General features: G+C 42.9%; 22 protein-coding genes. 18 read left to right on the top strand and 4 right to left on the bottom strand.

The genetic code is table 11. From position 1 onward, the window contains the following. The first annotated feature begins 102 nt into the window (after positions 1 to 102). The 5 genes from ACLIJJ_RS20685 to ACLIJJ_RS20665 all read left to right on the top strand — a co-directional run bounded on the left by ACLIJJ_RS20685 (position 103) and on the right by ACLIJJ_RS20665 (position 5,366). On the top strand, positions 103 to 1,794 hold the full coding sequence (locus tag ACLIJJ_RS20685) for a spore germination protein (RefSeq protein ID WP_233315732.1): 1,692 nt from the start codon (positions 103 to 105) through the stop codon (positions 1,792 to 1,794). Continuing rightward, the gene (locus ACLIJJ_RS20680) at positions 1,791 to 3,008 is read left to right on the top strand and encodes a Ger(x)C family spore germination protein (RefSeq protein WP_237941952.1); all 1,218 of its coding nucleotides are present in this window, start codon (positions 1,791 to 1,793) and stop codon (positions 3,006 to 3,008) included. Before ACLIJJ_RS20685 ends, ACLIJJ_RS20680 begins: the two co-directional genes overlap by 4 nt. After that, complete coding sequence (locus ACLIJJ_RS20675; protein ID WP_233315730.1) at positions 3,005 to 4,117, top strand: GerAB/ArcD/ProY family transporter; 1,113 nt, start codon at positions 3,005 to 3,007, stop codon at positions 4,115 to 4,117. Before ACLIJJ_RS20680 ends, ACLIJJ_RS20675 begins: the two co-directional genes overlap by 4 nt. Before the next feature lie 256 nt (positions 4,118 to 4,373). Next, positions 4,374 to 4,757 carry a VOC family protein gene (locus tag ACLIJJ_RS20670; protein WP_233315729.1) on the top strand — a complete coding sequence of 128 codons (384 nt, stop codon included), beginning with the start codon at positions 4,374 to 4,376 and terminating at the stop codon, positions 4,755 to 4,757. A gap of 108 nt (positions 4,758 to 4,865) precedes the next feature. After that, entirely contained in the window at positions 4,866 to 5,366 is a 501-nt protein-coding gene (locus ACLIJJ_RS20665) for a hypothetical protein (protein WP_411411536.1), read from the top strand. A gap of 1 nt (position 5,367) precedes the next feature. On the opposite strand, the gene ACLIJJ_RS20660 is transcribed toward ACLIJJ_RS20665, so the two are convergent. Further along, the gene (locus ACLIJJ_RS20660; protein WP_411411585.1) at positions 5,368 to 6,993 is read right to left on the bottom strand and encodes a PucR family transcriptional regulator; all 1,626 of its coding nucleotides are present in this window, start codon (positions 6,991 to 6,993) and stop codon (positions 5,368 to 5,370) included. A gap of 159 nt (positions 6,994 to 7,152) precedes the next feature. Here ACLIJJ_RS20660 and ACLIJJ_RS20655 point away from each other — a divergent pair, with 159 nt between their 5' ends. From ACLIJJ_RS20655 to ACLIJJ_RS20625, 7 genes are all read left to right on the top strand, one after another. Then, positions 7,153 to 8,514 (top strand): aspartate aminotransferase family protein, encoded by a 1,362-nt coding sequence (locus ACLIJJ_RS20655; protein ID WP_251644798.1) that lies wholly within the window; start codon positions 7,153 to 7,155, stop codon positions 8,512 to 8,514. Between the two features lie 320 nt (positions 8,515 to 8,834). Then, entirely contained in the window at positions 8,835 to 10,193 is a 1,359-nt protein-coding gene (locus tag ACLIJJ_RS20650) for an NAD(P)-dependent oxidoreductase (protein WP_237941949.1), read from the top strand. A gap of 37 nt (positions 10,194 to 10,230) precedes the next feature. Then, entirely contained in the window at positions 10,231 to 11,508 is a 1,278-nt protein-coding gene (gene preA, locus ACLIJJ_RS20645; protein ID WP_233315725.1) for an NAD-dependent dihydropyrimidine dehydrogenase subunit PreA, read from the top strand. 23 nt (positions 11,509 to 11,531) lie between these two features. Next, entirely contained in the window at positions 11,532 to 12,950 is a 1,419-nt protein-coding gene (gene hydA, locus ACLIJJ_RS20640; protein ID WP_233315724.1) for a dihydropyrimidinase, read from the top strand. Positions 12,951 to 13,038: 88 nt separating this feature from the next. Further along, on the top strand, positions 13,039 to 14,514 hold the full coding sequence (locus ACLIJJ_RS20635; protein WP_411411535.1) for an NCS1 family transporter: 1,476 nt from the start codon (positions 13,039 to 13,041) through the stop codon (positions 14,512 to 14,514). Positions 14,515 to 14,530: 16 nt separating this feature from the next. Continuing rightward, positions 14,531 to 14,767 carry a hypothetical protein gene (locus ACLIJJ_RS20630; RefSeq protein WP_233315722.1) on the top strand — a complete coding sequence of 79 codons (237 nt, stop codon included), beginning with the start codon at positions 14,531 to 14,533 and terminating at the stop codon, positions 14,765 to 14,767. A 23-nt stretch (positions 14,768 to 14,790) separates the two neighbouring features. Continuing rightward, entirely contained in the window at positions 14,791 to 16,023 is a 1,233-nt protein-coding gene (locus tag ACLIJJ_RS20625) for a Zn-dependent hydrolase (RefSeq protein ID WP_233315721.1), read from the top strand. Between the two features lie 21 nt (positions 16,024 to 16,044). On the opposite strand, the gene ACLIJJ_RS20620 is transcribed toward ACLIJJ_RS20625, so the two are convergent. The 3 genes from ACLIJJ_RS20620 to ACLIJJ_RS20610 all read right to left on the bottom strand — a co-directional run bounded on the left by ACLIJJ_RS20620 (position 16,045) and on the right by ACLIJJ_RS20610 (position 18,081). Beyond that, entirely contained in the window at positions 16,045 to 16,269 is a 225-nt protein-coding gene (locus ACLIJJ_RS20620) for a hypothetical protein (RefSeq protein WP_233315720.1), read from the bottom strand. 133 nt (positions 16,270 to 16,402) lie between these two features. Beyond that, positions 16,403 to 17,062: a methionine ABC transporter permease gene (locus tag ACLIJJ_RS20615; RefSeq protein WP_233315719.1), complete on the bottom strand. Its 660-nt coding sequence runs from the start codon at positions 17,060 to 17,062 to the stop codon at positions 16,403 to 16,405. After that, the gene (locus ACLIJJ_RS20610; protein WP_411411534.1) at positions 17,062 to 18,081 is read right to left on the bottom strand and encodes a methionine ABC transporter ATP-binding protein; all 1,020 of its coding nucleotides are present in this window, start codon (positions 18,079 to 18,081) and stop codon (positions 17,062 to 17,064) included. Before ACLIJJ_RS20610 ends, ACLIJJ_RS20615 begins: the two co-directional genes overlap by 1 nt. Positions 18,082 to 18,452: 371 nt before the next feature. Here ACLIJJ_RS20610 and ACLIJJ_RS20605 point away from each other — a divergent pair, with 371 nt between their 5' ends. The 6 genes from ACLIJJ_RS20605 (at position 18,453) to ACLIJJ_RS20580 (ending at position 24,371) form a co-directional block, all read left to right on the top strand. Beyond that, positions 18,453 to 19,982, top strand: a complete 1,530-nt coding sequence (locus ACLIJJ_RS20605) for a glycosyltransferase family 2 protein (protein ID WP_233315717.1) — start codon at positions 18,453 to 18,455, stop codon at positions 19,980 to 19,982. A gap of 355 nt (positions 19,983 to 20,337) precedes the next feature. After that, positions 20,338 to 21,168: a transporter substrate-binding domain-containing protein gene (locus tag ACLIJJ_RS20600; RefSeq protein ID WP_411411533.1), complete on the top strand. Its 831-nt coding sequence runs from the start codon at positions 20,338 to 20,340 to the stop codon at positions 21,166 to 21,168. 112 nt (positions 21,169 to 21,280) lie between these two features. After that, positions 21,281 to 21,943, top strand: coding sequence for an amino acid ABC transporter permease (locus tag ACLIJJ_RS20595; protein ID WP_233315715.1), 663 nt, complete (start codon positions 21,281 to 21,283; stop codon positions 21,941 to 21,943). Next, entirely contained in the window at positions 21,930 to 22,652 is a 723-nt protein-coding gene (locus ACLIJJ_RS20590; RefSeq protein WP_233315714.1) for an amino acid ABC transporter ATP-binding protein, read from the top strand. Before ACLIJJ_RS20595 ends, ACLIJJ_RS20590 begins: the two co-directional genes overlap by 14 nt. Before the next feature lie 14 nt (positions 22,653 to 22,666). Continuing rightward, positions 22,667 to 23,512, top strand: a complete 846-nt coding sequence (locus tag ACLIJJ_RS20585) for a PfkB family carbohydrate kinase (RefSeq protein ID WP_411411532.1) — start codon at positions 22,667 to 22,669, stop codon at positions 23,510 to 23,512. 22 nt (positions 23,513 to 23,534) lie between these two features. Next, on the top strand, positions 23,535 to 24,371 hold the full coding sequence (locus ACLIJJ_RS20580; RefSeq protein ID WP_411411531.1) for a sugar phosphate isomerase/epimerase family protein: 837 nt from the start codon (positions 23,535 to 23,537) through the stop codon (positions 24,369 to 24,371). Positions 24,372 to 24,374: the final 3 nt, after the last annotated feature.

The raw sequence follows: 24,374 nt of genomic DNA, 5'->3' as shown, positions 1-24,374 counted from the left end.
CATAATTATACATTTTTCAACAAAAAGAATAGAACGGCATACAGTTGGTTATGAAGGATAAAAGAAGCTGTGAATGATACGCAGATTAAAGGATGATGAATAATGGTAGCAAATAATACACCTCAGCGAGATTTCACCTATTCACTAACCTATAACAGTTCCATCATTAAGGAGCTTCTTGGCGGCAGTGCCGATTTTATTGAACGGAAAGTAACCTTTTTAGAAAAAAAGGATGTTCATGCTGCTTGTTTTTATATTGACGGTTTAGTAAATACGCAAATTATTGAAAAGATAGTGCAATCCCTGATGTTTGAAGGAAATGAGGTCATTATCCGCAATGACTTGGATACTCGTGATATTGAGAGGCTCTTAGAAGAGCATGTTCTTATGAACACTAACTTCATTGAAACGACAGAGCTTGAGAGTGCTATAAAATCGATTTTATCTGGTGACACAGTGCTGCTTGTTGAAGGCTGCAACAAAGCCTTTCAAGTGCCGACAAAAGGCTGGGCGCAAAGAGGAGTATCAGAGCCTCAGGCAGAGCAAGTTGTGCGCGGTCCGCGGGATGGCTTCACAGAAAGCATTCGAGTTAACACTGCTCTTGTGAGAAGAAGGATACGAGATACAGGCTTTCGTCTCGAAGAGCTGAATGCAGGGAAACGTACGAAAACAGACATCAATATTGCCTATATAAATGGAATTGTTAAAAAAGGGCTTGTCGATGAAGTGAAGGAACGTCTGAATAGAATTGATATTGATGGCATATTAGAAAGCGGTTATATTGAGGAGCTGATAAGGGACGCACCATTATCTCCTTTCACGACCATCATGAGCACCGAACGTCCTGATAAGGTCGCTTCCTCGCTTCTAGAGGGCAGGGTGGCGATTTTTGTTGATAATACACCCTTTGTTCTTGTTGTACCAACTTATTTCTGGGAGTTCCTGCAGGCGAGCGATGATTATTATTTAGGTTTCATGGCAGGAAGCTTTTTTCGAATTGTCCGCTATACAGCCTTTATTCTCAGCTTAACATTGACGTCGATTTATGTGATGCTTGTCAGCTTTCATCAAGAGATGATCCCAACCCCTCTCGCGTTAACAATCGCTTCAGGGCGTGAGGTTGTCCCCTTTCCTGTCTTGCTGGAAGCGTTGTTGATGGAGCTGACCTTTGAGCTGATGCGGGAAGCTGGTTTGCGCATGCCAAAACCAGTCGGCTCGGCTGTGAGCATCGTTGGTTCTCTTGTTATTGGGCAAGCAGCTGTTCAGGCCGGCATCGTGTCACCATTTATGGTCATTATCGTGGCGACTACCGGGATATCCTCTTTTGTAATTCCGAACTACTCAGCCTCTTATTCAATCCGGCTGATACGATTTCCGTTGTTAATTGCATCAGGAACATTAGGATTGCTTGGCTTTGCATCAATGTTTGCACTTATAGCAATTCACGCCTTAAGCATCCGCTCATTTGGCGAATCCTACTTAGCACCAGCAACGCCTTTTCAGCCGCAGGACCAGAAGGATACTATTTTCCGCATGCCATGGTGGGCAATGAAGAAGCGCCCTCAATTAGCAGACAATGATACTTCTAAGATTGGGGAAAGCCAGCTGCCTCAGCCTCCAAAAGGAGATGAGCATGGAGAAAGCACCCATACGAAGGCAGAGGAAACCTCTGAGCGGAAGGAGCCGGAGAGCAATGCCGAACAGCAGTCAGAAACGAAAGAGGACAGCGGTGGGACAGGCATTAAACAGCTGAAGAGACGAAAGTCACCAAAAGGAAAAGGGGATGAGAAATGATGAAAAAAATCATCCTTTTTCATGCGTTGCTGTCTGTTGTTCTTTTGCTTGGGGCATGCTCGGGCAAGCGGGAAATTAGCGATTTAGCTTTAGTGATGGCAGTTGGCCTTGATAAAGGAGAAAAGGAAGGGACAGTTAAGGTAACAGCCCAAGTAGCCAGACCTGCAGATGCCCGGGGCCAGACAGGAGCACCATCAGGTCAATCAGGAGAGCCAGTTTGGACGGTGGAAACAGAAGGCTCATCGATTTTTGAAGCAATCCGTCAAATGTCGAGCATGTCATCACGAAGGGTTTTTTGGGCTCATAACTTTATTATTGTCATTAATGAGGAGGTAGCGAAGGAAGGAATCGGGGATGTTATCGATTTCTTCACACGCAACCCTGAACTAAGAATGAGAACATGGGTAACTGTAACACCAGAGAAAGCGAATGAAGTCATTTCTACCGTTACAAGTCTCGAAGTAATCCCAGGCGAAGCGCTTGCAAAGCTGTTTCGATACACAACCATATCTAATCAGGCGCCGAGAACAGTGATTATGGACTTGTTAAGTGCTTATTTAAGTGAGTCGACAGAGCCGCTGCTTGCGAGGGTTGCCTTTGAAACGAGTAAAATTGACAATAAAGCACCTGATAAAGGAGCACAAACGAAGCAGGTCGTCTTAGCAGGGGCCGGTATTTTTAAAGGGGATAAGCTTGTGGGAACATTGAAGCCAGAAGAGTTGAGAGGGCTGGTTTTATTCAGAGAAAAGCTCGATTCAGGTGTGGCAGTAGTGAGCTGTCCTGATGATCCAAATACGCCTCTAAGTGTGGAGTTAACAAATCAATCCTTTAACGTGAAGCCAAAATATAAGGATGGTGACATCAGCTATGATGCGTCCTTTAAAGCGCATATCCGCGTTGTGGAAGCAGGCTGTTCTCTTGACCTGTCTAATAAAAAGCATGTAAAGAAGCTCGAAGACAATGTGGAAAAAGAGCTGACAAGTCAAATAAAGACAACAGTGGATAAAATCCAAAAAGATTACGGAGCAGATGTATTGGAACTAGGGAAGGTTTTTCAAAACGAATATCCATATGAGTGGAAGCATTATGCTAATTCTTGGGATGAAGTATTTCCAACTGTAAAGATAAATTTAAAGGTTAGTGCAAAAGTAGAGAGCGGATCCCTGCTTTATAAGCCGACAACATCAGGCAAAAAGGAGAAAAAGGAAGAATGAAAGTACAAATAACAAATGGCATGTTCATGGCATTGATTATTAATATGCTTTATGCGAAGTCAATTGGACTGACACAAGGCATTATGGCAAGGGAAGTGGGTGGAGATATATGGATATCCACGATATTTTCTTCGATTCAGGGCATTGTCATTATGGCAATTGTGATTTTTGCGATTAAGCGGCTCCCGAATGGAGATATGATTGATCAGTATGGACAGATACTAGGAAAATGGATTGGCAAAGGGGTCGCAGCCCTTGTATTTTTGTTTTTCTTAGGTGCATATGGCACGATAATGGCTACTTTCGTTTACCATTTGAAAGATTATTTTTTGCCTGAAGCTCATACTATTTTGTTCATTGTTGCTGCCTTTCTAATTGGGTCATATGCCATTCATTTTGGCATAGAAGTAATTGCAAGAATGGCGCTTATCGGTGTTTTCTCTGTGATGGCGTTGAATATTTTGCTTCTGGCAGGATCGATTAGTGAATTTGATATTAAAGAGCTGCAGCCAACCTTTGACTCCGGCTTCTTCTCAACATTATGGGCAAGCAGGCATCATGATGCAGACTGGGCAATGGCGACAATGATGGCTTGTATGATTCTTCCCCTTGTCAGAGATAGTGCGACATGGATTCGATCAAGTACGTCTGGGTTGATTTTCAGCGGTGTCATCATCGTCATGTGGCCGATTTTAGAGGTTGGTGTTCTGTCGCCAGAAGTTGCTGCACAATATATTGTGTCTTGTATGCAAATGGCCAGAAGTGCCGAAATCGGTCTATTTTTGCACCGTTATGAAATGATTATGATTGCCTTTTTCGCGCTGTCCATTTTAACACAAATTATGATGACGTTTTTATGCTCCTCTATAGCTGTTCAAAAAATCATCGGCTTAAAGGATTATCGTCCTGTAATCATTCCTGTTGGTCTTGTTCTAAGTGCCTTTAGCTATTGGATGATAGGCAGTCATCATCGGGCAATGGGCATCATTGAGAAGGAATGGGTTCTTGTCAGCCTCAGCATTGCCATAGGACTGCCTGGGATGCTGTTTGTATTAGGAGCGATATTTAAGAAAAAGCTTAAAAAGAAAGAGGAAGCAAAAACAGTCTAGGATAAAAAGGATGAAATTTAGTGAAAAAATCATTTGCTGCAGGCTGCTTTTGGGGCACCATTATATCAATACCAATTTGGATTCTTGTCATTTGGCTCATCATTAAGCTGTTGTTTTAGCCTTGTTGCTTAAAGGCTTATCCTTTTATGTTTTTTATGTAAAATACATCGTTTAACAGCATATAGTTAAGAAAGAGAGGAGGAAGCATAGAGATAACGTACATAAAAAAGAAGAATAAAATGGGGAGGAGATAAGGTTGAGTGAAGTGTTTATCCCAAAAACGATGATTAATGGCAAGGTAGTCATCTGGACATATGTCGAACATCTTCAGAGTGCTGTAGAGTGGTATTCTTATATTTTAGAGCTGGAACCTACAGAAAGACATGATGCCGCCTATTTCTTTACCATAAATGAATATACAAAATTGGCCTTATGCAACCGTTATTTGAGAAATCCAATAAACCAGCTTCCAGTCAATGATTGCCTTGATTTGCAAGCTGATGACATCTTTGCGGCACATGAGCAGCTAAAGGAAAAGGGTGTGCTGGTCGGTCCTGTTGACAATCCATTCCCCACATACTATGAGTTTTATTTTGTAGACATAGAAAATAACAAAATTAGAATCCATGGCTTTGCTTGAATTAATGAAAGCGTTTTAAATATTTAAATGTTGATTCTTATAACGGTACGGGCACCAAATTAGGCGGGCAGCATACAGTAAAGCATAAAAACTGAAAGGGGATTATGCATGTATTATCCGCCTATTAATCCATACAATGTTGCAAATGAACAAGATCCATATCGTTTAAACCAAATCGGAGGAGGATCTTTCTTTCCTATTCCTGGTGGTCCTCCGAGCGGTCCGCCGCCATTTTCTCCAGGAGGACCTTCCTTCCAGCCGGATTTTGGAGGACCTTCCTTCCAGCCGGATTTTGGGGGACCTTCTTTCCAGCCGGATTTTGGAGGAGGTTCAGGAGGCGACCAATATGGTCCTCCATCAGGACCGCCGCCTACCTTTACACCGCAGCTTCAGGGACCACAAGGACCACAGTTGTATGCAGTTGATCCTGGTTCTATGAGAAGATGCAGATTCCGCTACACTTATGTGTGGCTGCGCAATGGCAACTCATTCTGGTTCTATCCTACTTATATCGGCAGAACTTCTGTTGCTGGATGGCGCTGGAGAAATAACCGCTGGGTGTATTACGGAACAGATGCAGACCGCATTTCTTCCTTCCAATGTACGTAAATTAGTTCCGGCCTTCGTGAATCAGCAGATTTTCCTGCTTTTTGCGAAGGCTATTTTCAAGTTCATAGCCTTTAATTGCTGCTTCTAAAGCCAAGCGGCTCGTTGGCTCAGTAAACCCATCGCCAAGGAGACTCCGTATTTTCTCCAGCCTGTGATACAAGGTTTGCCTGACGATAAACAGCCTTTCTGCCGCCATCTTTCTGGAGCCGTTGCACTCAAAGTACACGGCCAATGTTTTGAGGAGCTCGCTGTTATTCACCTTATCATATTCAATAATTCCCCCTATATAATCCTCGATATAGCGCTGTAATGCCCCTGTTTTCTGAAGGGGGAGCAACAGCCGGTATATGCCGAGATTGTCGAAAAAAGGGCTGATTATTTCAGCCTGTTTTCGTAAATGCAGGACGTCATTTGCCTCTTCATAAGCCTTTGTCACAAGCTCAAGGCTCGAGTAAGACGAGCTTATTCCAAATAATTGACCATTCAAAAGCTTAGCACACAGCTGAGTCAGCTTTACACGGAGCTTTTCCCATTGGCCATTAGTATTTACATTACTGGGACTAGAGAAGATGATACAAATAATTTCATGTGGATGAACTGAAATGATAGGAGAATATCCTTCCTTTTGCAATAATGTCCGCAGCATCATCGCCGTATGCGTGTTTTGAAAATCCGCTTTGCTGTTCATGAAGCTAAGCAGGTTTTGATGTGTTGGAATACACAGAAGCCGGTAAGCTGCATTTGCATAATAGGTAGGCAAGATAGAATGAAAACGATTAAAGTCGACAGAGTCGTTGGACAAGCAGGAGCGAATGAAATCCTCTTCTAAACAATGCTTTTTTTCTGCTAATTCTTTATAGCGCAGAGTCACTTGTGATATGGCAGTTGCCGCTCGGTCAAGTACAAGTGTGGAGAAATCATGATGGATTTGGTCAGCTTCCATTAAGACGATATAGCCCCACACCTGGTCAAACATCCGAACTGCTGCTGAAAGAAGAATGTCATCATTATGCTCCATATATGGCCGATTCTCTAAGTCTAGTTCCTTTATAAAAAACGCAGCTTCCTTTTTATTAACTGGATAATATTGAATAGAGTCTGGTGAGAGAAAGCAGGCTGGCTTGTGAAAATACTGGTAAACAGCCTGCAATATTTTCATGATGCCGTTAGGCTGCAAGGAAAGGGAGTGAAATTCCGTTGACAGCCGGTCAAGGTCAGTCAGCATTTCGTGGTGACTATTAATGATTGCAGTATGCAAATCCTGCGTGATTTCGACAAATTTGACTGTTTCTTCAAACACAATAACAGGATAATCATGCATCTCTGCAAGTGCCAGTGCATCTTGTGCAATCCCAAGTATGGAGGAGCCAAGCTCGATACATATGCAAGCAGTATTCAGCTTAATCAGCTTTTCTATATAAGCTAACTGACTTTTTTGACCGTGCTGCAGATTCATGCCTGTCGTTAAAATCAGCTCCTCGCCGTTTACAAATTCCTCTGCATTATTGACTTCTAATATATGAGACCACTTCACGGGACGGTTTAGTCCTTTCCTCCCTGCAAGCACCTTTGCAGAATGAAATGGCTTGCGCTGCAAAACATCCTCAACTGTCAGCATCATCTTCATCACTTTAGCCCCCACTTTTGTTAAATGATTTAGCTTACTATGTTACATGATGTTAAATGACAATTATTTAAATAATCTGTAAATTAGATACTATCTTAAAAAATGGCTTGCCGTCAATCCAATTGGAGGGGCACGGGCACAAAGAAAGGGGTTATTAAAATGGATCAGCTGCGAACGGCTTCATGGACTGAAAAGGATCAAGGGAATGTTTGGCATCATATCTCTCCATATGTGGAGGAAAAGCCGGCAATGATAACAGCTAAAGGAGAGGGGGCATGGCTGACTGACCATGAAGGGAACAGGTATATGGACGGTATGTCAGGGCTTTGGTGTGTGAATATCGGATACGGCAGGGAGGAGCTCGCCCAAGCAGCATTTGAGCAGATGAAGGAGCTTTGCTATGCCCCGTTAACACAGAGCCACTTGCCTGCTATACAGCTTGCAGAAAAAATCAATGAATGGCTGGAAGGCGAATATATGATTTTCTATTCAAACAGCGGTTCAGAAGCAAATGAGGTAGCTTTTAAAATCAGCCGCCAATATCACCAGCAAAATGGGAATTCAGGCCGCTATAAGTTCATTTCCCGGCATCGAGCTTATCATGGCAGCTCCATGGGAGCGTTAGCTGCAACAGGACAGGCATTGCGGAAATATAAATATGAGCCTTTAGCGTCTGGCTTCCTGCACGTAGCACCTCCCGATCCGTACCGCCGACCTAACGGCATGACAGCAAAAGAGCATAGTAATTTAAGGGCAGAGGAATTGGAACAGAAAATTATCTGGGAGCAGAAGGAAACCATCGCCGCTGTTATTATGGAGCCGTTAATTACAGGCGGCGGCATTCTGATTCCAGATAAAGTGTATATCGAAAAGGTGCAAGAGATATGCGAGAAATATGGTGTCCTTCTCATCATTGATGAGGTGATTTGCGGGTTTGGCCGAACAGGGAAAAAATTCGGTCATCAGCATTTTGGAATAAAACCGGATATTGTGACGATGGCCAAGGGGCTGACAAGTGCCTATCTGCCTTTATCTGTGACCGCCGTAAAAAAGGAAATCTTTGAGAAGTTCAAAGGAACTGAAGAGAATGTCCATTTTCGCCATATCAATACATTTGGCGGAAATCCATCCGCTTGTGCTGTAGCTTTGAAAAACCTTGAAATTATCGAGGCGGAGAATCTGGTAGACAGATCAGCAGAAAAAGGCTCCTTTCTTCTCAAGGAGCTGCTGCCCCTTGCCGAGACTCACCCGAACATCGGGGATGTCCGCGGATTAGGAATGATTGTCGGCATCGAGCTTGTTGCTAATAAACAAAGCAAAGAGCCAGCACCGTCTGCTTTTGCTGCCAAGATTGTTCAAGCGTGCCGGCAGGAAGGACTCATTATTGGGAAGAATGGCGACACTGTCGACGGCTACAATAATGTGCTGACCATTTGTCCGCCCTTATCAAGTACAGATGCAGATCTCATGTATTTGATTGGGACATTGAAGAAAGTGTTGGCTGAGAATATTTGTCAGTAGATTGTAAGATTATCTGCCATTAATAATATTAATGAATAACGGATGCCATCATGGGGGAATTTGCCTTCTCCCATTGGTATTACTGGCATGAAGCAAGATAAGAGCTTGTTCTCCTGTTCGTAATGAAGCTAAACTTGATTGAATACTATATAGACTAACAAATAATTACCAATTATAATTTATGAAACTATTCCTTAAATTGTAAGCTTTCCTTCCACCAATGAATCTTCGTCCTAGACTTACCATAAAACTCCGAGTAACAAGAATACCCAAAAAGATCAATAGGAAGTAAATCCTTCCCTAAATATAAGGAGGTTTCTATGAGTCTCATTTCAAAAGTAAATTTATCCGCTAATTTTTTAGAAGCAGCACCGCCTCTTTCAGCACAGGAGGCAACAGAAGAAGCGAACCGCTGTCTTTACTGTTATGATGCGCCGTGTATTACTGCATGTCCTACAGGAATTAATATTCCGTCTTTTATTAAAAAAATCGCGTCAGGAAATATGAAAGGGTCTGCTAAAACAATTATGACAGCCAATCCTGTTGGTGCCAGCTGTGCAAGAGTATGTCCGACAGAGGAATTGTGTGAAGGAGCTTGCGTGTTGAACTCCTCTACAAAGCCAATCATGATTGGCAATCTCCAGCGTTATGCGACAGATTGGGCAATAAAGAATAAGCAAGTAATGTTTAAGGCAGGCATAAGCAATGGCAAAAGGATAGCGATTGTCGGGGGAGGACCTGCTGGCCTGTCTGCGGCAAGAGAGCTTGCACTGCTTGGCTACAAGGTGACCATCTTTGAAGCAGAGAAGGAGGCAGGCGGGCTGAACACTTATGGAATTGTCTCGTTCCGCCTTCCGAAGGAAATTTCCTATTGGGAAGTGGAGCAGGTGAAGAGTCTTGATGTGGAAATCCGCACAAATACAAGAGTAGGTACTGATATTTCTGCGAGTGCTCTTCTCGAAAACTATGATTCTGTTCTCTTGGCAATAGGGATGGCGAATGTCCCTGACTTGAATATAGCTGGTGAGAAACTGGATGGTGTGTATGATGCCATTGAATTCGTGAAGGAAACAAAGACAAAGCCCATTACGAATCACTTAGTCGGAAAGAAAGTAGCAGTTATCGGGGCAGGAAACACAGCGATTGATGCTGCTACTTGTTCTGTCCGCCTCGGAGCAGAGCAAGTTCAGATTGTATATCGTCGGACAGCAGCGGAAATGACCGCCTATCGATTTGAATACGAATTTGCTAAACAAGATGGAGTAGAGTTTAAGTGGCTGACAGCTCCTCAAACGATTATCAGCGATGAGGCTGGCAACGTCACAGCTCTGGAGTGTGTGAAAATGGAGCTTGGCGAGCCTGACGAGGATGGCCGCTCTAAGCCCGCAGCTGTCTGTGGTTCGGAATTCAAGCTTGATGTTGACGTCGTAATAAAGGCGATTGGGCAATCACGTCATTTGCCCCTGATTGAGCAATTTGAACTTGATCATGATGGCGGAGTCATTTCTATTAATTTAAATTCTTATCAAACTTCTAACGAAAAGGTATTTGCATGCGGAGATGCGATTTTTGGCAAAGGACAGGGAGAGGCAATGGTTGTGTCTGCCGCACAGCAAGGGAAGGAAAGTGCTTATGCGATTCACAGGAAACTGACTCAAGAAACAGCAGAGACAGCTTAAATAAGCATGCCTTTTTACTAAAACTAGGAGGTCGTTTATGGCAGACTTAAGCATTAATTTAGCAGGCATTAAATCACCTAATCCGTTCTGGCTTGCGTCCGCTCCCCCAACTAATTCAGGCTATCAAGTGCAGCGTGCGTTTGAAGCTGGCTGGGGAGGAGCTGTCTGGAAAACACTCGGTGACCCGATATTAAATGTATCCTCGAGATTTGCTGCAGTCAGCTTTAATGGGCAAAGAGTGGCAGGCTTTAACAATATTGAGCTCATTACAGACCGCCCATTAGAAGTAAACTTGAAGGAAATTTATGAAACGAAAAAAAGATTCCCAAATCATGCGATTATAGCAAGCTTGATGGTGGAACCGCAGCAGGATAAATGGCATGAAATTGTGAAACGAGTGGAGGCTGTCGGTGTTGACGGGCTTGAACTGAACTTCGGCTGTCCTCACGGTATGGCGGAACGGGGGATGGGAGCCGCTTCAGGCCAAGTGCCTGAACTGGTTGAAAAGCAGACATACTGGGCGAAGGAAGTTGCCACAACACCTGTTATTGTCAAGCTTACTCCAAATATTACAGACATTACCGCAACAGCTGAAGCAGCTGTTCATGGCGGCGCCGATTCCATCAGCATGATCAATACCATTAACAGCTTGGCAGGTGTTGATATTGACACATGGGAAACAATTCCCCATGTTGCTGGGAAAGGCGCCCATGGCGGCTATTGCGGACCAGCCGTCAAGCCAATCGCCCTTCATATGGTTGGAGAATGTGCCCGCAACCCGCATATCAATGTGCCGATTTCCGGTATTGGGGGGATATCGAGCTGGCGAGATACAGTCGAATTCATGCTGATGGGTGCCACTGGTGTGCAAGTTTGCACGGCCGCCATGCACCACGGATTCCGAATTGTCGAGGATATGATAGAAGGGCTCGACTTCTACTTAGAGGAAAAGGGACTGTCATCTGTCATGGATTTAGTCGGAAAGTCAGTGCCGAAGTATTCTGACTGGGGCGACTTGGATCTCAACTACAGCGTTGTTGCCAAAATCAATAATGATGTTTGTATCAATTGCAATAAATGCCATATCGCTTGTGAAGATACTTCTCACCAATGCATTGATATGCTAAAGGACGCAAGCGGCATGAGCTATTTAAAAGTGAGAGAGGAAGATTGTGTCGGTTGCAATCTATGTTCTATTGTATGCCCTGTGGAAGGGGCGATTGATATGGTTCAGATGCAAAATGGACTTCCGCCAATGACTTGGAACGAGCGCCAAGGCGCATTAGGTGCATTAGCAAATTCTGTTCGTCCATAAAAAACTACGAGGAGCGGTGATCGATGAGAAAAATCATTAAAAATGGAATAATCGTGACAGCAGCAGATACGTATCAGGCAGATCTATGTATAGAAAATGGCATAATCGCCCAAATTGGCAGTCAATTGGATGAAACCGGGGCAGAGATTATTGATGCAGCTGGCTCGTATATTTTTCCAGGGGGAATTGACCCGCATACCCATTTAGATATGCCATTCGGAGGCACTGTCACAAAGGATGATTTTGAAACAGGAACAATGGCGGCAGCCTTCGGCGGAACTACAACAGTTATCGACTTTTGTCTAACTACAAAAGGTAAGCCTTTAAAGGCTGCAGTAGAAGCATGGCATGCAAAAGCAAAGGAAAAAGCGGTCATAGACTATGGCTTTCATCTTCAAATTGTGGAAGCAAATGAAGCTGCCTTGAACGAGCTGCCTGCGATGATAAATGAGGAAGGAATTACTTCCTTAAAGGTGTTCATGGCATATAAAAACCAGTTTCAAGCAGATGACGAGACTCTTTTTCGAACATTGCTTGCAGCCAAGGAATTGGGCGCATTAGTGATGGTTCATGCTGAAAACGGCGATGTAATCGACTATTTAGTGAAAAAAGCATTGCAAGAAGGCAATACAGCACCTATTTATCATGCCTTAACAAGGCCGCCGGAAGCAGAGGGAGAAGCGACAGGCAGGGCAGCAGCATTAACAGGGCTGGCAAAATCACAGCTGTATGTTGTGCATGTAAGCTGTGCCGAGGCGGCAGAAAAAATCGCAGCCGCAAGAAATAGCGGAATTGATATTTGGGGAGAAACATGTCCCCAGTATTTAGTGCTCGATCAATCCTATTTAGAGAAGCCTGATTTTGAAGGTGCGAAATATGTTTGGTCACCGCCGCTTCGAGAAAAGCATAATCAGGAAATTCTGTGGAATGCTTTAAAAACAGGCCAGCTCCAGACTCTCGGCTCTGACCAATGCTCTTTTGACTTTAAAGGACAGAAGGATTTAGGCAAAGATGATTTCTCTAAAATCCCGAATGGCGGTCCAATTATTGAGGACCGTGTCAGTATTTTATACTCAGAGGGTGTTGTTGGTGGACGGATATCTCTTAACCAGTTTGTGGATATCATGTCAACAAAAGCAGCAAAGCTGTTTGGTCTTTATCCGCAAAAGGGGACAATCGCCGTCGGTTCTGACGCAGATTTAGTCATTTTTGATCCTGATGTAAAGCGGGTTATCTCTGCAGAAACACATCATATGGCTGTCGACTATAATCCTTTTGAAGGTATGGAAGTAACAGGTGAGCCTGTGTCTGTTTTGTCCAGAGGAGAGTTTGTTATTAAAAATAAACTGTTTACAGGTCAAGCTGGGGCAGGGCAATTCATTAAACGGGCAAAATATGGAGAAGCAAAGAAAATCTCCGCAGGCAGCACGATTACGATTTAAAAGACAGAATAGGCTGATATAAAATCAGCCTGCTTTGTGATTTAAATATTTTCAATATTCAAATAAGTTCAGGCGGGTGAAGATAGGTATGGAAAAGAAAAGCAATTATTTACGATCACCTGATTTATTGCCGATTGCTTCAAGTGAACGGAATATTGGTCCGTTTGGATTTGCCGTCATCTGGGTCGGTATGGCCATCGTGCTGGCAGCTTTTGCAATTGGAGGAGGCGCAATTATACACCTGCCCCTTGGCCTGGTGATATTGGCAACACTTCTTGGGTCTGTGGCAATTGGAGTATTAATGACCATCATCGGTGATATTGGAGTTGAGCATGGCCTTTCCTTTCCTGTCTATATGCGGGCGCCGTTTGGAACAATCGGAACTCATATTCCATCGATTGTCCGCGGCATCACTGCCGCATGCTGGTTTGGGATTAACACCTATTTTGGCTCGACAGCAATCAATGCCATTTTGAATCTATTATTTGGTTTTGATAATTGGTTTATTTGTTTCTTGCTGTTTGCAGCATTCCAGCTGATTAATACTTCTCTTGGCATCAAGTCAATCGAACGCTTTGCCGATTTGGCTGCCCCTATTATTATCTTAATTTCCTGCTGGATGTATATTGCTTTGTCTGACAAAGCGGTAGAGCAGGGAAAGAATATCTGGACATGGGTGGAAAGTCCAGTCACAGGGGGAGCAGCATTTACTGCCTTTATGGTTGTCGTTATGAGCAATATGGGTTTTTGGGCTACCCTTGCAGCCGATATGCCAACACTTTCCCGCTATTTCCGGGCACCGAAAAAGGAACGAAATTGGTTTAAAAGAAACAAAACACAGCTGTTGGGCAGCATTATCATCATGCCAATTGTGAATACCTTTATGATCATTATTGGTGCTGTTTCCTATATGGCTGTAGCTAACTCCGATCCTGTTGTCGCCCTTCAGGAAACGGCAAGCGGAATTACATTAGGTGTTCTAATGCTTATGATTGTGCTTGCACAGTGGTCAACTAATACATCGGCCAATGTTATACCGGCTGCGACCATCTTTTCTAATGTGGGCGGACCGAAAATGCCCTTCTGGGTGGGAGTTGTCCTTGCTGGCATCATCGGCATGCTCGCCCAGCCTTGGAGTTTGTTTACTGTTCTTAACAGTGCTCTGCTTGTAATTGGCGGGATTCTTACTAGCATTGTCGGCATCTTGTTCGCCGATTATTATTTGCTTCGTAAAAGGAGAGTGAATGTGCAGGACTTATATGAAAAAGACGGCCAGTTCCGCTATTTTAAAGGTTTTAATCTGGCAGGCTTCATTTCCTGGATTGTAGGTGGAGTCATCGCCAACATGCTGTCTGCTTATTCCTCTATTGTCGGCTTTGTGGTTGGTGCTGGGCTTTATTATATTTTAGCAAAATATTGGTGGTTCAAAAAATATCCGCAGGCAGAAATGGTTGATCCAGATGACAGCCAGTATTTAGGAATAACGGCAGGCCGCGATTGGGCAGTAGAGGGAGCAGACATAGAGGCAGAAGTTATTACAGATGCTGCTGCTGAAAGAGTGTAAAAGGAGGGTTCGATTTATGTCAGATTATGAGCAGTTCCTGCAAGAGAGAGAGCAGATGGATATCCTCTTGGAAAAAGGGTATAAAATCGCCAAAGTAACAGAGAACTTAGATGGAGCGTTTGTAGATTTTGCAAAACGAGATGCTAAGGAAGAAGAGGCAGAGATGGAAACAGTGCATCTATCAACAGCGAATGCTCGGAAATATTTTGCTGTAAAGCTGATAGAGCAGCAAGCAGTAAACTTTGCTAAATAAGTTAAAGAAGTGGAGGAGTTAGCATGGAAGGGCAAAAGCTGTTGATTAATGGCAAGAGATTGCAAGATTCATTAGAGAGATTTGCAGACTTTGGCAGAACAAAGAACAATGGAGTAACAAGGCTGTCTCTATCAGAGGAGGACCGGCAAGCAAGGGATTATTTTTACGATTGTTGTGAAGAGCTTGGCATGGCAGTGACAGTTGATGATCTAGGCAATATGTATGCGACTCTTCCCGGCCAAGAGGCTAAGCCGCCGATAGCAATCGGCTCCCATCTCGATACGGTTAAAAAAGGCGGACGTTTTGACGGTGTCCTCGGTGTTGCCGCAGGCCTTGAGGTTGTGCGCACACTTGTTGAAAACAATGTAAAACCTGCTGTTCCGATAACGGTCATCAACTTTACTAACGAAGAGGGAGCAAGGTTTGAACCATCAATGATGGCATCAGGCATTCTATCCGGCAAATTTGAGAAAGATACCATGCTGAAAAAAACAGATACAGCTGGTATTACCTTTCAGGAGGCATTAAACAAAATCGAGTATGCAGGGCTAAAAGAGTCCCGTTTAAAGGAAGCAGCGGCATTTTTAGAATTGCATATTGAACAAGGACCAGTGCTTGAGCGTGAGAACTTGTCGATTGGCATTGTGGAGTGTGTTGTCGGGATGGTCTGTTATGAAATAGAAGTGACAGGTGAGTCGGACCATGCGGGAACAACACCAATGGATATGAGAAAAGATGCCTTATTTGCAAGTCATAATATTATCGCAGAGATACGAACAAGGCTCGGAGCTTTAGCAGATGACCTTGTATACACAATTGGAAGAATGAATATCTCCCCAAATATACACACCGTCATCCCGAATAAAGTTGTCTTCACTTTAGAAGCCAGACATAAGGAACCAGCTGTCATTCGTGAAGTGGAGAATATTATTGGGAGTCTTACAGAGGTCTCTGCTTTAGAAGGCTGTGCAATGAAGGCAGAGAAGCAGTGGGACCGGACGACTGTCTGGTTTGATGAAGCTATTCTAGCTGTGATGGAAAACGCCGTTAAACAGCTTGGATATTCGTATCGAAAAATGGCAAGCGGCGCAGGTCATGATGCCCAATTTATCGCCAGCTACATTCCGACAGCAATGCTGTTTGTGCCGAGCATTAATGGAAAAAGCCATTGCGAAGCAGAGCTGACATTATGGGAGGATTGTGAAAGAGGAGTTAACCTGCTGTTGGAGACAGTGCTGGAATTGTTGAAGAAATAGGGTAGTACTCACAAGGAAGAATCATGCATTGGTTCTTCTTTTTCTTATCCATTTAGCAAGTATTTCACTAGTGAAAAAGATGACTAATCCCGAATTCAGCAGAAATAGGGAATTGACTAGCGGCCCTTTTCCATAGGTTTCGTAAAAGCCGTTAATAAGTAAGAAAATTCCCCAATAAATAAAAGCAGAATAGCTTGCTATATTTATACTTACCCTGTCGAAATTTTTATCTTCTTTAAAAAACATCAGACCAACTCCTTTTATCTTATTTTACCATTTAGAATTGTGGTTTCTATTAAATGAATGCACGTAAATATGGAAATTTTCGTAACAACCAAAAAAACTGACCTATTGAAGCGGTCAGTTTTTTGGTGTTTTTTTATCTTCTCCGAACTTTACGGGCTAAAAAGGTTCCTAGAGATTGAATCACTTGGACAAGAATAATAAGGACGATCACTGTTATTACCATAACGAATGTGTCAAAACGCTGATAGCCATATGTTAACGCAAGGCTGCCGACACCGCCGCCGCCGACTGTTCCGGCCATTGCAGTCGCACCAAGCAAGCCGATTGCTGCCGTTGTAATCGAGAGGATGAGCGAACCGAAGGCCTCTGGCAGCAGAAAATACCAGATAACTTGAAAGGGAGTTGCTCCCATTGATTCAGCAGCTTCTAAAATACCAGGGTTCACTTCTAAGATGGAATTCTCAACAAGTCTGGCTATGTATGGTGCAATATAAATAATCAGCGGCACAATCGCTGCTTCTGTCCCAATCGTCGTTTGGACGACAAATCTGGTAAAGGGAATGATGGCAATCAGCAGGATAATAAATGGCAGGGAGCGGATAATATTTATGATCGGATTCAGGATATTATACAAGAGCCTGTTTTCCAAGACCCCGCCTTTTCTTGTTACAACAAGCAGGATACCGAGCGGTCCTCCAATCAAGGTACCTATTAAAAGCGACCATCCTACCATATATAAAGTTTCGACGATTGCCTGCATAAATAAATCTGTCGTTATAAATGTATCAAACATTATTCAGCCACCTCCTTCACTTGTATTCCTTGTTCTTTTAAATAAGAAAGTGCTGTTATAATCTGTTCGTCTTCGCCACTCAGTGTGACAGTCATTGTGCTGATCAAATGCTCCTGAATTTCGACCGTGTTGGCAAATAATATTCTCGGACTTACTCCAAAGCGAGTAACTAATTCATAAAGAAATGGCTGTGCCATTTCACTTCCGAGAAACTCTAGCTTAACTAATCTGCTGCCAGGCTCGTTTTTGTAATTGCCTTTCATGCTTGCAGGAAGATCATGCTGAACAATCGTGCTCACAAAGCTTTTGGTAGTATGATGAGCAGGATTGGAGAATACGTCAAGAACAGTGCCTTGTTCAATAATCTCTCCTTGTTCCATAACGGCAACCTTATTGCAGATTTCCTGAATGACAGCCATTTCATGGGTAATAATCATAACCGTAATATTATATTCTTCATTAATTCGCTTTAACAGCCGGAGGATTGACCTTGTCGTTTGCGGGTCTAAAGCGGATGTTGCCTCATCGCATAACAGGACAGAAGGATTGGTGGCAAGTGCTCTTGCAATGCCGACACGCTGTTTCTGTCCGCCCGATAATTCATTAGGATAAGCTTTCTCCTTGTCTGCCAGGCCGACAAACTCAAGAAGCTCCATAACCCGCTTGCGGATTTCTCCCTTTTTTCTTTTTTGCAGAATAAGAGGTATTGCAATATTGTCAAACACACTCTTTGATTCTAATAAGTTAAAATGCTGAAAAACCATGCCAATTTGCTTCTTCGCTGTCCGCAGCTGTTTACTGTTAAGGTCTAGCAGAGATTGACCGCCAACGATTACCTCTCCTTTAGTCGGCCGCTCCAGCAGATTAACAAGGCGGATGAGCGTGCTTTTGCCAGCACCGCTAAAGCCGATGACACCAAAGATATCTCCTGTTTCCACCTTAAGATTTATATTTTTTAATGCCTGCACTTCGTTGTCTTTTTGTATAAATGTTTTATAAACGTTTTTCAACTCAATCATGGGCAATCCTTTCATTAAAACTTACTATAATCTTTGCTGCATTAATAATAATGAAATACTGGCGGGAATACAATATTTAATGATCATAATAGTAAAAACCAGCTGTTCTTTATAAAGAAATAATTTATTTGCCTTTACAAAGGTTATGATAAGGATTTCACGAATGGTTCACTTAATTTTTTGTCGATTTATTAATAAAATAAATTGACGCTGCAATAGAGAGATGTTAATATGTTCTTAGTTAAGAACAACTGAAAGAAAAATATAGAACAGTTTCTTTTTCCTATTTTTTTGGCTGAAGCGTTCTTTTTAAAGAACAAACAAACGATACGTTTTCTATAAAACAAAAAAGAGAGAGTTGGTGAATTCATATGTCATTATTAGTACAAAGAGAACAAGGTAGAATGTCGATTTTTAGTATGCCAGGTGTAAAAAAAACATATATGAGGCCGCGGATCATTGCGTTGATTCCTGCTCATAATGAGGAAAATTCGATTCGAGATTGCCTTGCTGGCTTAAGAGATCAAACATTGCCAAAAGGTGTAGACCTTGATGTTTATGTTATTGCTGATAATTGTTCTGATCGCACAGAGGAGAGAGCCATTGCAGCAGGTGAGGAATTCAATCTGAACTTAAAGGTCATCGTGACAGACGGAAACAAGCTCCGTAAAGTTGGTGCGTTGAATTCTGGTTGGAAGCTGTTATACGGCGATTTGCTAGATATTTACGATAAAGAGCTGACAGACTCGCAAATCATCTATAAACAAAGCATTAAAGGCGTGCTTGGAATGGATGCAGACAGCAGGCTTGCTCCTAATTGCTTAAAGCATTTATGGGAAGGCCTGATGAGCGCACGAAATATTGGCGGCGTTATGGCCAAGTATACGATGCGCATGCCTAAGAAGAAAAGCTTGCTGAGCAAGGACGATGTTTTCTATGAAGAAAAGATTGCAAACGGAGAATATGGCGGACCGATGGCAAGATGGTGGACACATCAGCAGAAGCAGGATATGGCGAGCTGGCTCCTTGATCTTCAATACCATGGCGGAAGCACTTATGTTCTTGGCGGTCAGGCAACATTGTTCAGACCTGAAGCTTTGCAGGAGGTTGTGAATGATAATAAACTTGATGGACCGTGGCAAAATGACAGTGATGTAGAGGATATGCTGCTTACTTGGCAGCTGCAGAAATCCGGCTGGAAAACGTTAATCAGCCCTGAAGGACGCTGCTTTGTTGATGCGATGCGTTCTTATCATACCTTCCGGGAGCAGCGGAATAAATGGAATTCAGGAACGGTGGACTTGCTGACAAATAAAGATTTGAGTGTGAAGACAAGACATAAGGGGAAAATTTGGCGAAATCAGGTTAAGCTCTTTTCCGACTTGCTTATTCGTGTGATGTTTATCGTCTTGCTAGCGCTCGCCCTTGCAACAGACCAGTATTATTGGTCATGGATATGGCTGACACCTATTGCCCTTGCATCTGTGTTAAATATAATTCTTGCGATAAAAACACCGATGTATCGACCGATAGATGTGGTGATGGCAGGGTTATTGATAAGTCCCGAAATGTATTTATGGGTTAACTTAATGACATTTGGCCAAGTATGGCTCGGTAAGCTTTCCGCCAACAAGAAGGACGGCTGGGCAAACCAATATGCAGCAGAATCAGGGAAAACAAAAAGTAAACTGGCACAAGGTATTTTATTAAGTATACTTGGCGTAGCGTTAATTGCTTACTTATGCTACGATAAACGCGATTTCTTAACGAGCGCTTCTGTGCAAGCAAATGTTGAACCGTACTTGATGGGAGGCTGGGTTGTGCTGACTTATTTGACAGTCATTAAATCTGCAATGATGGTTTATCAAATTTGGACACTGCGCGGCAGACATACAGCCTGATGAAAGTTTAATATTTTAGTAGAGATAGAGTATAATGCTCTATCTTTTTTTTGTTTTGGGAGGAAAGTACGATTAATTTTTAGTTTAGTAGAAATTTTCAGAATAATATTGACAGGTGTTAGCGTGGGTATTATTATAACGTTATATAACGTTATATAACAAATAGATGAAAAACAACTGTTGGAGAATACAGGATTACTCGTTTTAATTGTAAGGAGCTTTATATGTATCAGTTGAAATATTAGCTGATAAGCAAGGACAGTAAAATAGCCGTAAATTTTTCTAAAGAGTTATTTGAATATTTAGTCTTATTACCGAGTTAGATAAAACTATTATTTAAATGGGGGAGAAATGAATGAAGAAAAGGCTCTTTAAAGCAATGACAACATTAATGATGGCAGGAACAACTATTTTGGCTTTAGCAGCATGTGGATCTTCATCGGCTACTAGTTCAAGCGGCGCTGTCGACAGTCTGGAAGACCTGCAGAAAAAAGGAAAGATTGTCGTAGGCACAATGGCTGCAACCCCGCCATATGAATACCATCTTGTCGAGAATGGAGAGGACAAAATTGTCGGGTCGGACATTAAACTACTTGATGAGGTAGCAAAAGATTTAGGGGTCGAGTACGAGATTAAGGATATGGACTTTGACGGGCTGCTTGTCGCACTGCAAAGCGGAAAGATTGACATGATTATTTCGGCGATGAGCCCGACAGAGGAAAGAGAAAAGAATGCTGACTTTACAGATGTTTACTATAAAGGGCGCAATGTGATGATGGTCAGGAAGGGAGATTTGGACAAGTACAAGTCTGAAGAGGATTTTGCAGATAAGAAGATAGGAGCAATTAAAACTTCCGTTCAGCAAGCTATTTTAGAAAGTGAACTGCCAGATGCAACCCTAAAGCTTCTTGGGAAATCTACTGAACTGTCGCTTGATTTAGCTAACAAGAAAGTCGATGCGGTGCTTGTGGACATTCCGACAGCAACGCTCCTTGCTAAAGCAAACAGCAGCATTGTCGCAGGTCAAGTTTACTATGAAGATCCTTCTGCTGGTGCAGCCATTGCCATGCCGAATGGCACAAATGAGGAAATTATGAATGCTATCAATGGAACAATTGAAAGAATTAAGCCAGATTATGAGAAATGGCTGAAAGATGCCATGGATGGTGTAGAGCTCGAAGACTGATTGTTTAGTAGTTATAGCTAATAAGCATGGCTGGCAGCTTCCCCTTATTGGGCTGTGAGCTGCCTTCTCTAAATATTGTATGTGAGACAGTTTTGGGATAAGGGGTGACACAATGAACTTTTCATTTTTCGGGGATTACTATCAGTTCTTTTTAACTGGGGCATACATCACTATTATCCTGGCTGTCATTGCCGTGATATTGGGAAGCATCTTTGGAGTTGGTCTGACACTGCTAAGGCGGTCAAGATTTACTGTTTTAAGGTGGATTGGCGATATATATGTCGAGTTTATCAGGGGTACACCGCTGCTTGCACAAATTTACATCATTTACATAGGGGTGCCGCTGTTGTTCGTCGGCTATGACATTCCTGATCTGGCAGTAGGCGCCATTGCTTTATCACTTAATGCAGCAGCATATATTTCAGAAACTATTCGCTCCGGAATTGATGCAGTAAACATTGGGCAAATGGAGGCAGCAAGAAGCCTTGGTATGAGTCAGAGACAAGCAATGTTTGACATCATTCTTCCACAAGCATTCAAGAATATTTTGCCAGCACTTGGAAATCAGTTTATCGGCAGCATTAAGGACTCGTCTATCGTGTCTATTATCGGTGTTGCAGAGCTAATGTACAAAACAACGATTGTCAGAGGAAATACGGCATTAGGATTAGAGCCAATCATCATTGCCTCTATTGGCTATTTAATCATGACTTTTACATTGTCGAGACTGTTGGCAGTGGTTGAAAGGAGACTGAAAACAAGTGATAGGCGTTAAAAACTTGCATAAAAGCTATGGGAAAAGTGAAGTGCTCAAAGGCATTGATGTAACCATCCAAAAGGGGGAGGTTGTTGTCATTATCGGTCCTTCCGGTTCTGGAAAAAGCACGTTACTGCGCTGTTTAAATCTTCTTGAAATACCGACAAGCGGTCATATTTATGTGAATGAGCAGGACATCACATCGAAGGATACCAATATTGATAAAGTCAGGGAGAAGATGGGGATGGTCTTTCAGCAATTCAATCTTTTCCCTCATAAAACCGTTTGTCAAAACATCTGCCATGCACCTGTCCGTGTAAAGGGATTGAAGACAGGAGCGGCAAAGGACTTGGCAATCGGACTGTTAAAAAAAGTTGGACTTTTGGAGAAAATGGATGTTTACCCATCCTCTCTTTCAGGCGGGCAGCAGCAACGGATTGCCATTGCCCGGGCTTTGGCGATGCAGCCGGAAGTGATGCTGTTTGATGAGCCGACATCAGCACTTGATCCAGAGATGGTCGGAGAGGTTCTTGCCGTCATGAAGGATCTTGCAAAGGAAGGAATGACAATGGTTGTTGTAACACATGAAATGGGCTTTGCCAAAGAGGTCGGAGACAGGATTTTATTTATCGATCAAGGAAAAATCCTTGAGGAAAATAACCCGCAAGATTTCTTTGCGAAGCCTGAGCATCCAAGAACCATCGATTTTCTATCAAAAGTTCTTTAAATGAGGTGGGGTTTATGCTGAAAGTAATCGGAATAGGCGATAATGTCGTCGATAAATATGAACATACTCAAACGATGTATCCCGGGGGCAACGCGCTCAACTTTGCCGTATATGCACAGCGGTTTGGCGCAGCAGCAGCCTTCTTAGGAGCTTTTGGAACAGATGAAGAAGCAGACCATGTTCAAGCAAGCATTAAGGAAATTGGATTAGATGTTTCCCGAAGCAAAGTGTATGAAGGGGAAAATGGCTGTGCCAGAGTAACGCTAGTGGATGGAGACAGGGTGTTTATTGGCAGCAATCGCTGCGGCGTTCTCCGGGAATACGGCTTGAACCTGACAGACGAAGATTATCGTTATATAAGCACATTTGATTTAGTGCATACTGGGCTTTACGGTTTCGCAGAAAAGGAATTATCGAAAATAAAAGCACTGGGAGTGCCAATCGGCTTTGATTTTTCGTCTGATTTCACCAAAGAACAGGTCAATCAGATTGCACCCCAAATAGATTTTGCCTATTATTCCTGCAGTCATATGAAATTAGACCATATTTTAAACTTAATGACCAAAACAATCGATTTAGGATGCGAGCTTGTATTATGCACACTGGGTGAAAAGGGAGCTTTGCTTTTTGATGGAGCAAGATTTTATATGCAGGAGCCAAAGCTTGTAAAAGCTGTCGATACGATGGGAGCAGGAGATTCATTTATCACCTCCTTCATTATCCATTATTTAAATGGAAAAGGGCAGGAAGGCAGGGATGCTGCGATTAAGAAAAGCTTGCAGACAGCCGCTGATTTCGCTTCAAACCAATGCTTAGTAGACGGCTCCTTCGGATACGGCAAGGTGTATGAAACGGTATAACTATACAAGGAGGGTATAAAGGATGTCTTTTATAAGAAGAGACCAAGTAGCAGGTATGAATATTCATTATATGCGTTACTCGCTCGAATCCTTTTTGGATGCACAAGTTGCAGCAGGAATCCAATCTATCGAATTCTGGACGGGAGTTCCCCATTATTATTTAGATCCGACGGTCTATTCTGACTGCAAGGTTCTTAAGAAAAAGCTAGTAGAAAGAGGCTTGCAGCTCGTCTGTTTCACTCCGGAAAACTGTATGTACCAATACCAGTTCGCGGCAACAAAGCCGGAAATCTTTGAAAAAAGCTTTGAATATTTCTCTAATGGCATTAAAGCAGCTGCTGAGCTGGGCTGTGAAATCATGCAGTGCAATTCAGGCTGGGGCTATCTTGATGAAGATCGAGAGGAAGCGTGGAAGCGATCCAGTGAAATGCTGTCCAGACTCACCGCAACGGCTGAAAGGGAAGGTGTCACTTTGGCGCTCGAAAGCTTGCGGCCAGAAGAATCCAATCTTGTTATTACGGTGAATGATGCGAAAAGAATGTTTGATGAAATTAATCATCCACATATGAAGATTCTGGTAGACACAACTGCAATGGGTGTTGCAGGGGAAACATTGCAAGACTGGTTCGATGTCTTTGGGGCGAACATCATCCATACTCATTTTGTTGACGGCAATCCTTATGGCCATTTGATTTGGGGAGATGGTCATCATAACCTCGGCGAATTTCTGGCCACGCTGAAGCAAAACGGCTATACAGGCTATTTAGGCCAAGAAATTACTGACTCCAGATATTTCACAAATCCTGGTGAACATGACAAGCGCAATATGAAGGCATTTGAACCTTATTTCAGCAATTGAAAA

The organism is Niallia laureatilytica, assembly GCF_046613985.1.
Classification (GTDB): Bacteria; Bacillota; Bacilli; order Bacillales; family Cytobacillaceae; genus Niallia.
The sequence above is the reverse complement of the archived record's forward strand: the minus strand, read 5'-3'. Positions and strand labels throughout refer to the sequence as shown.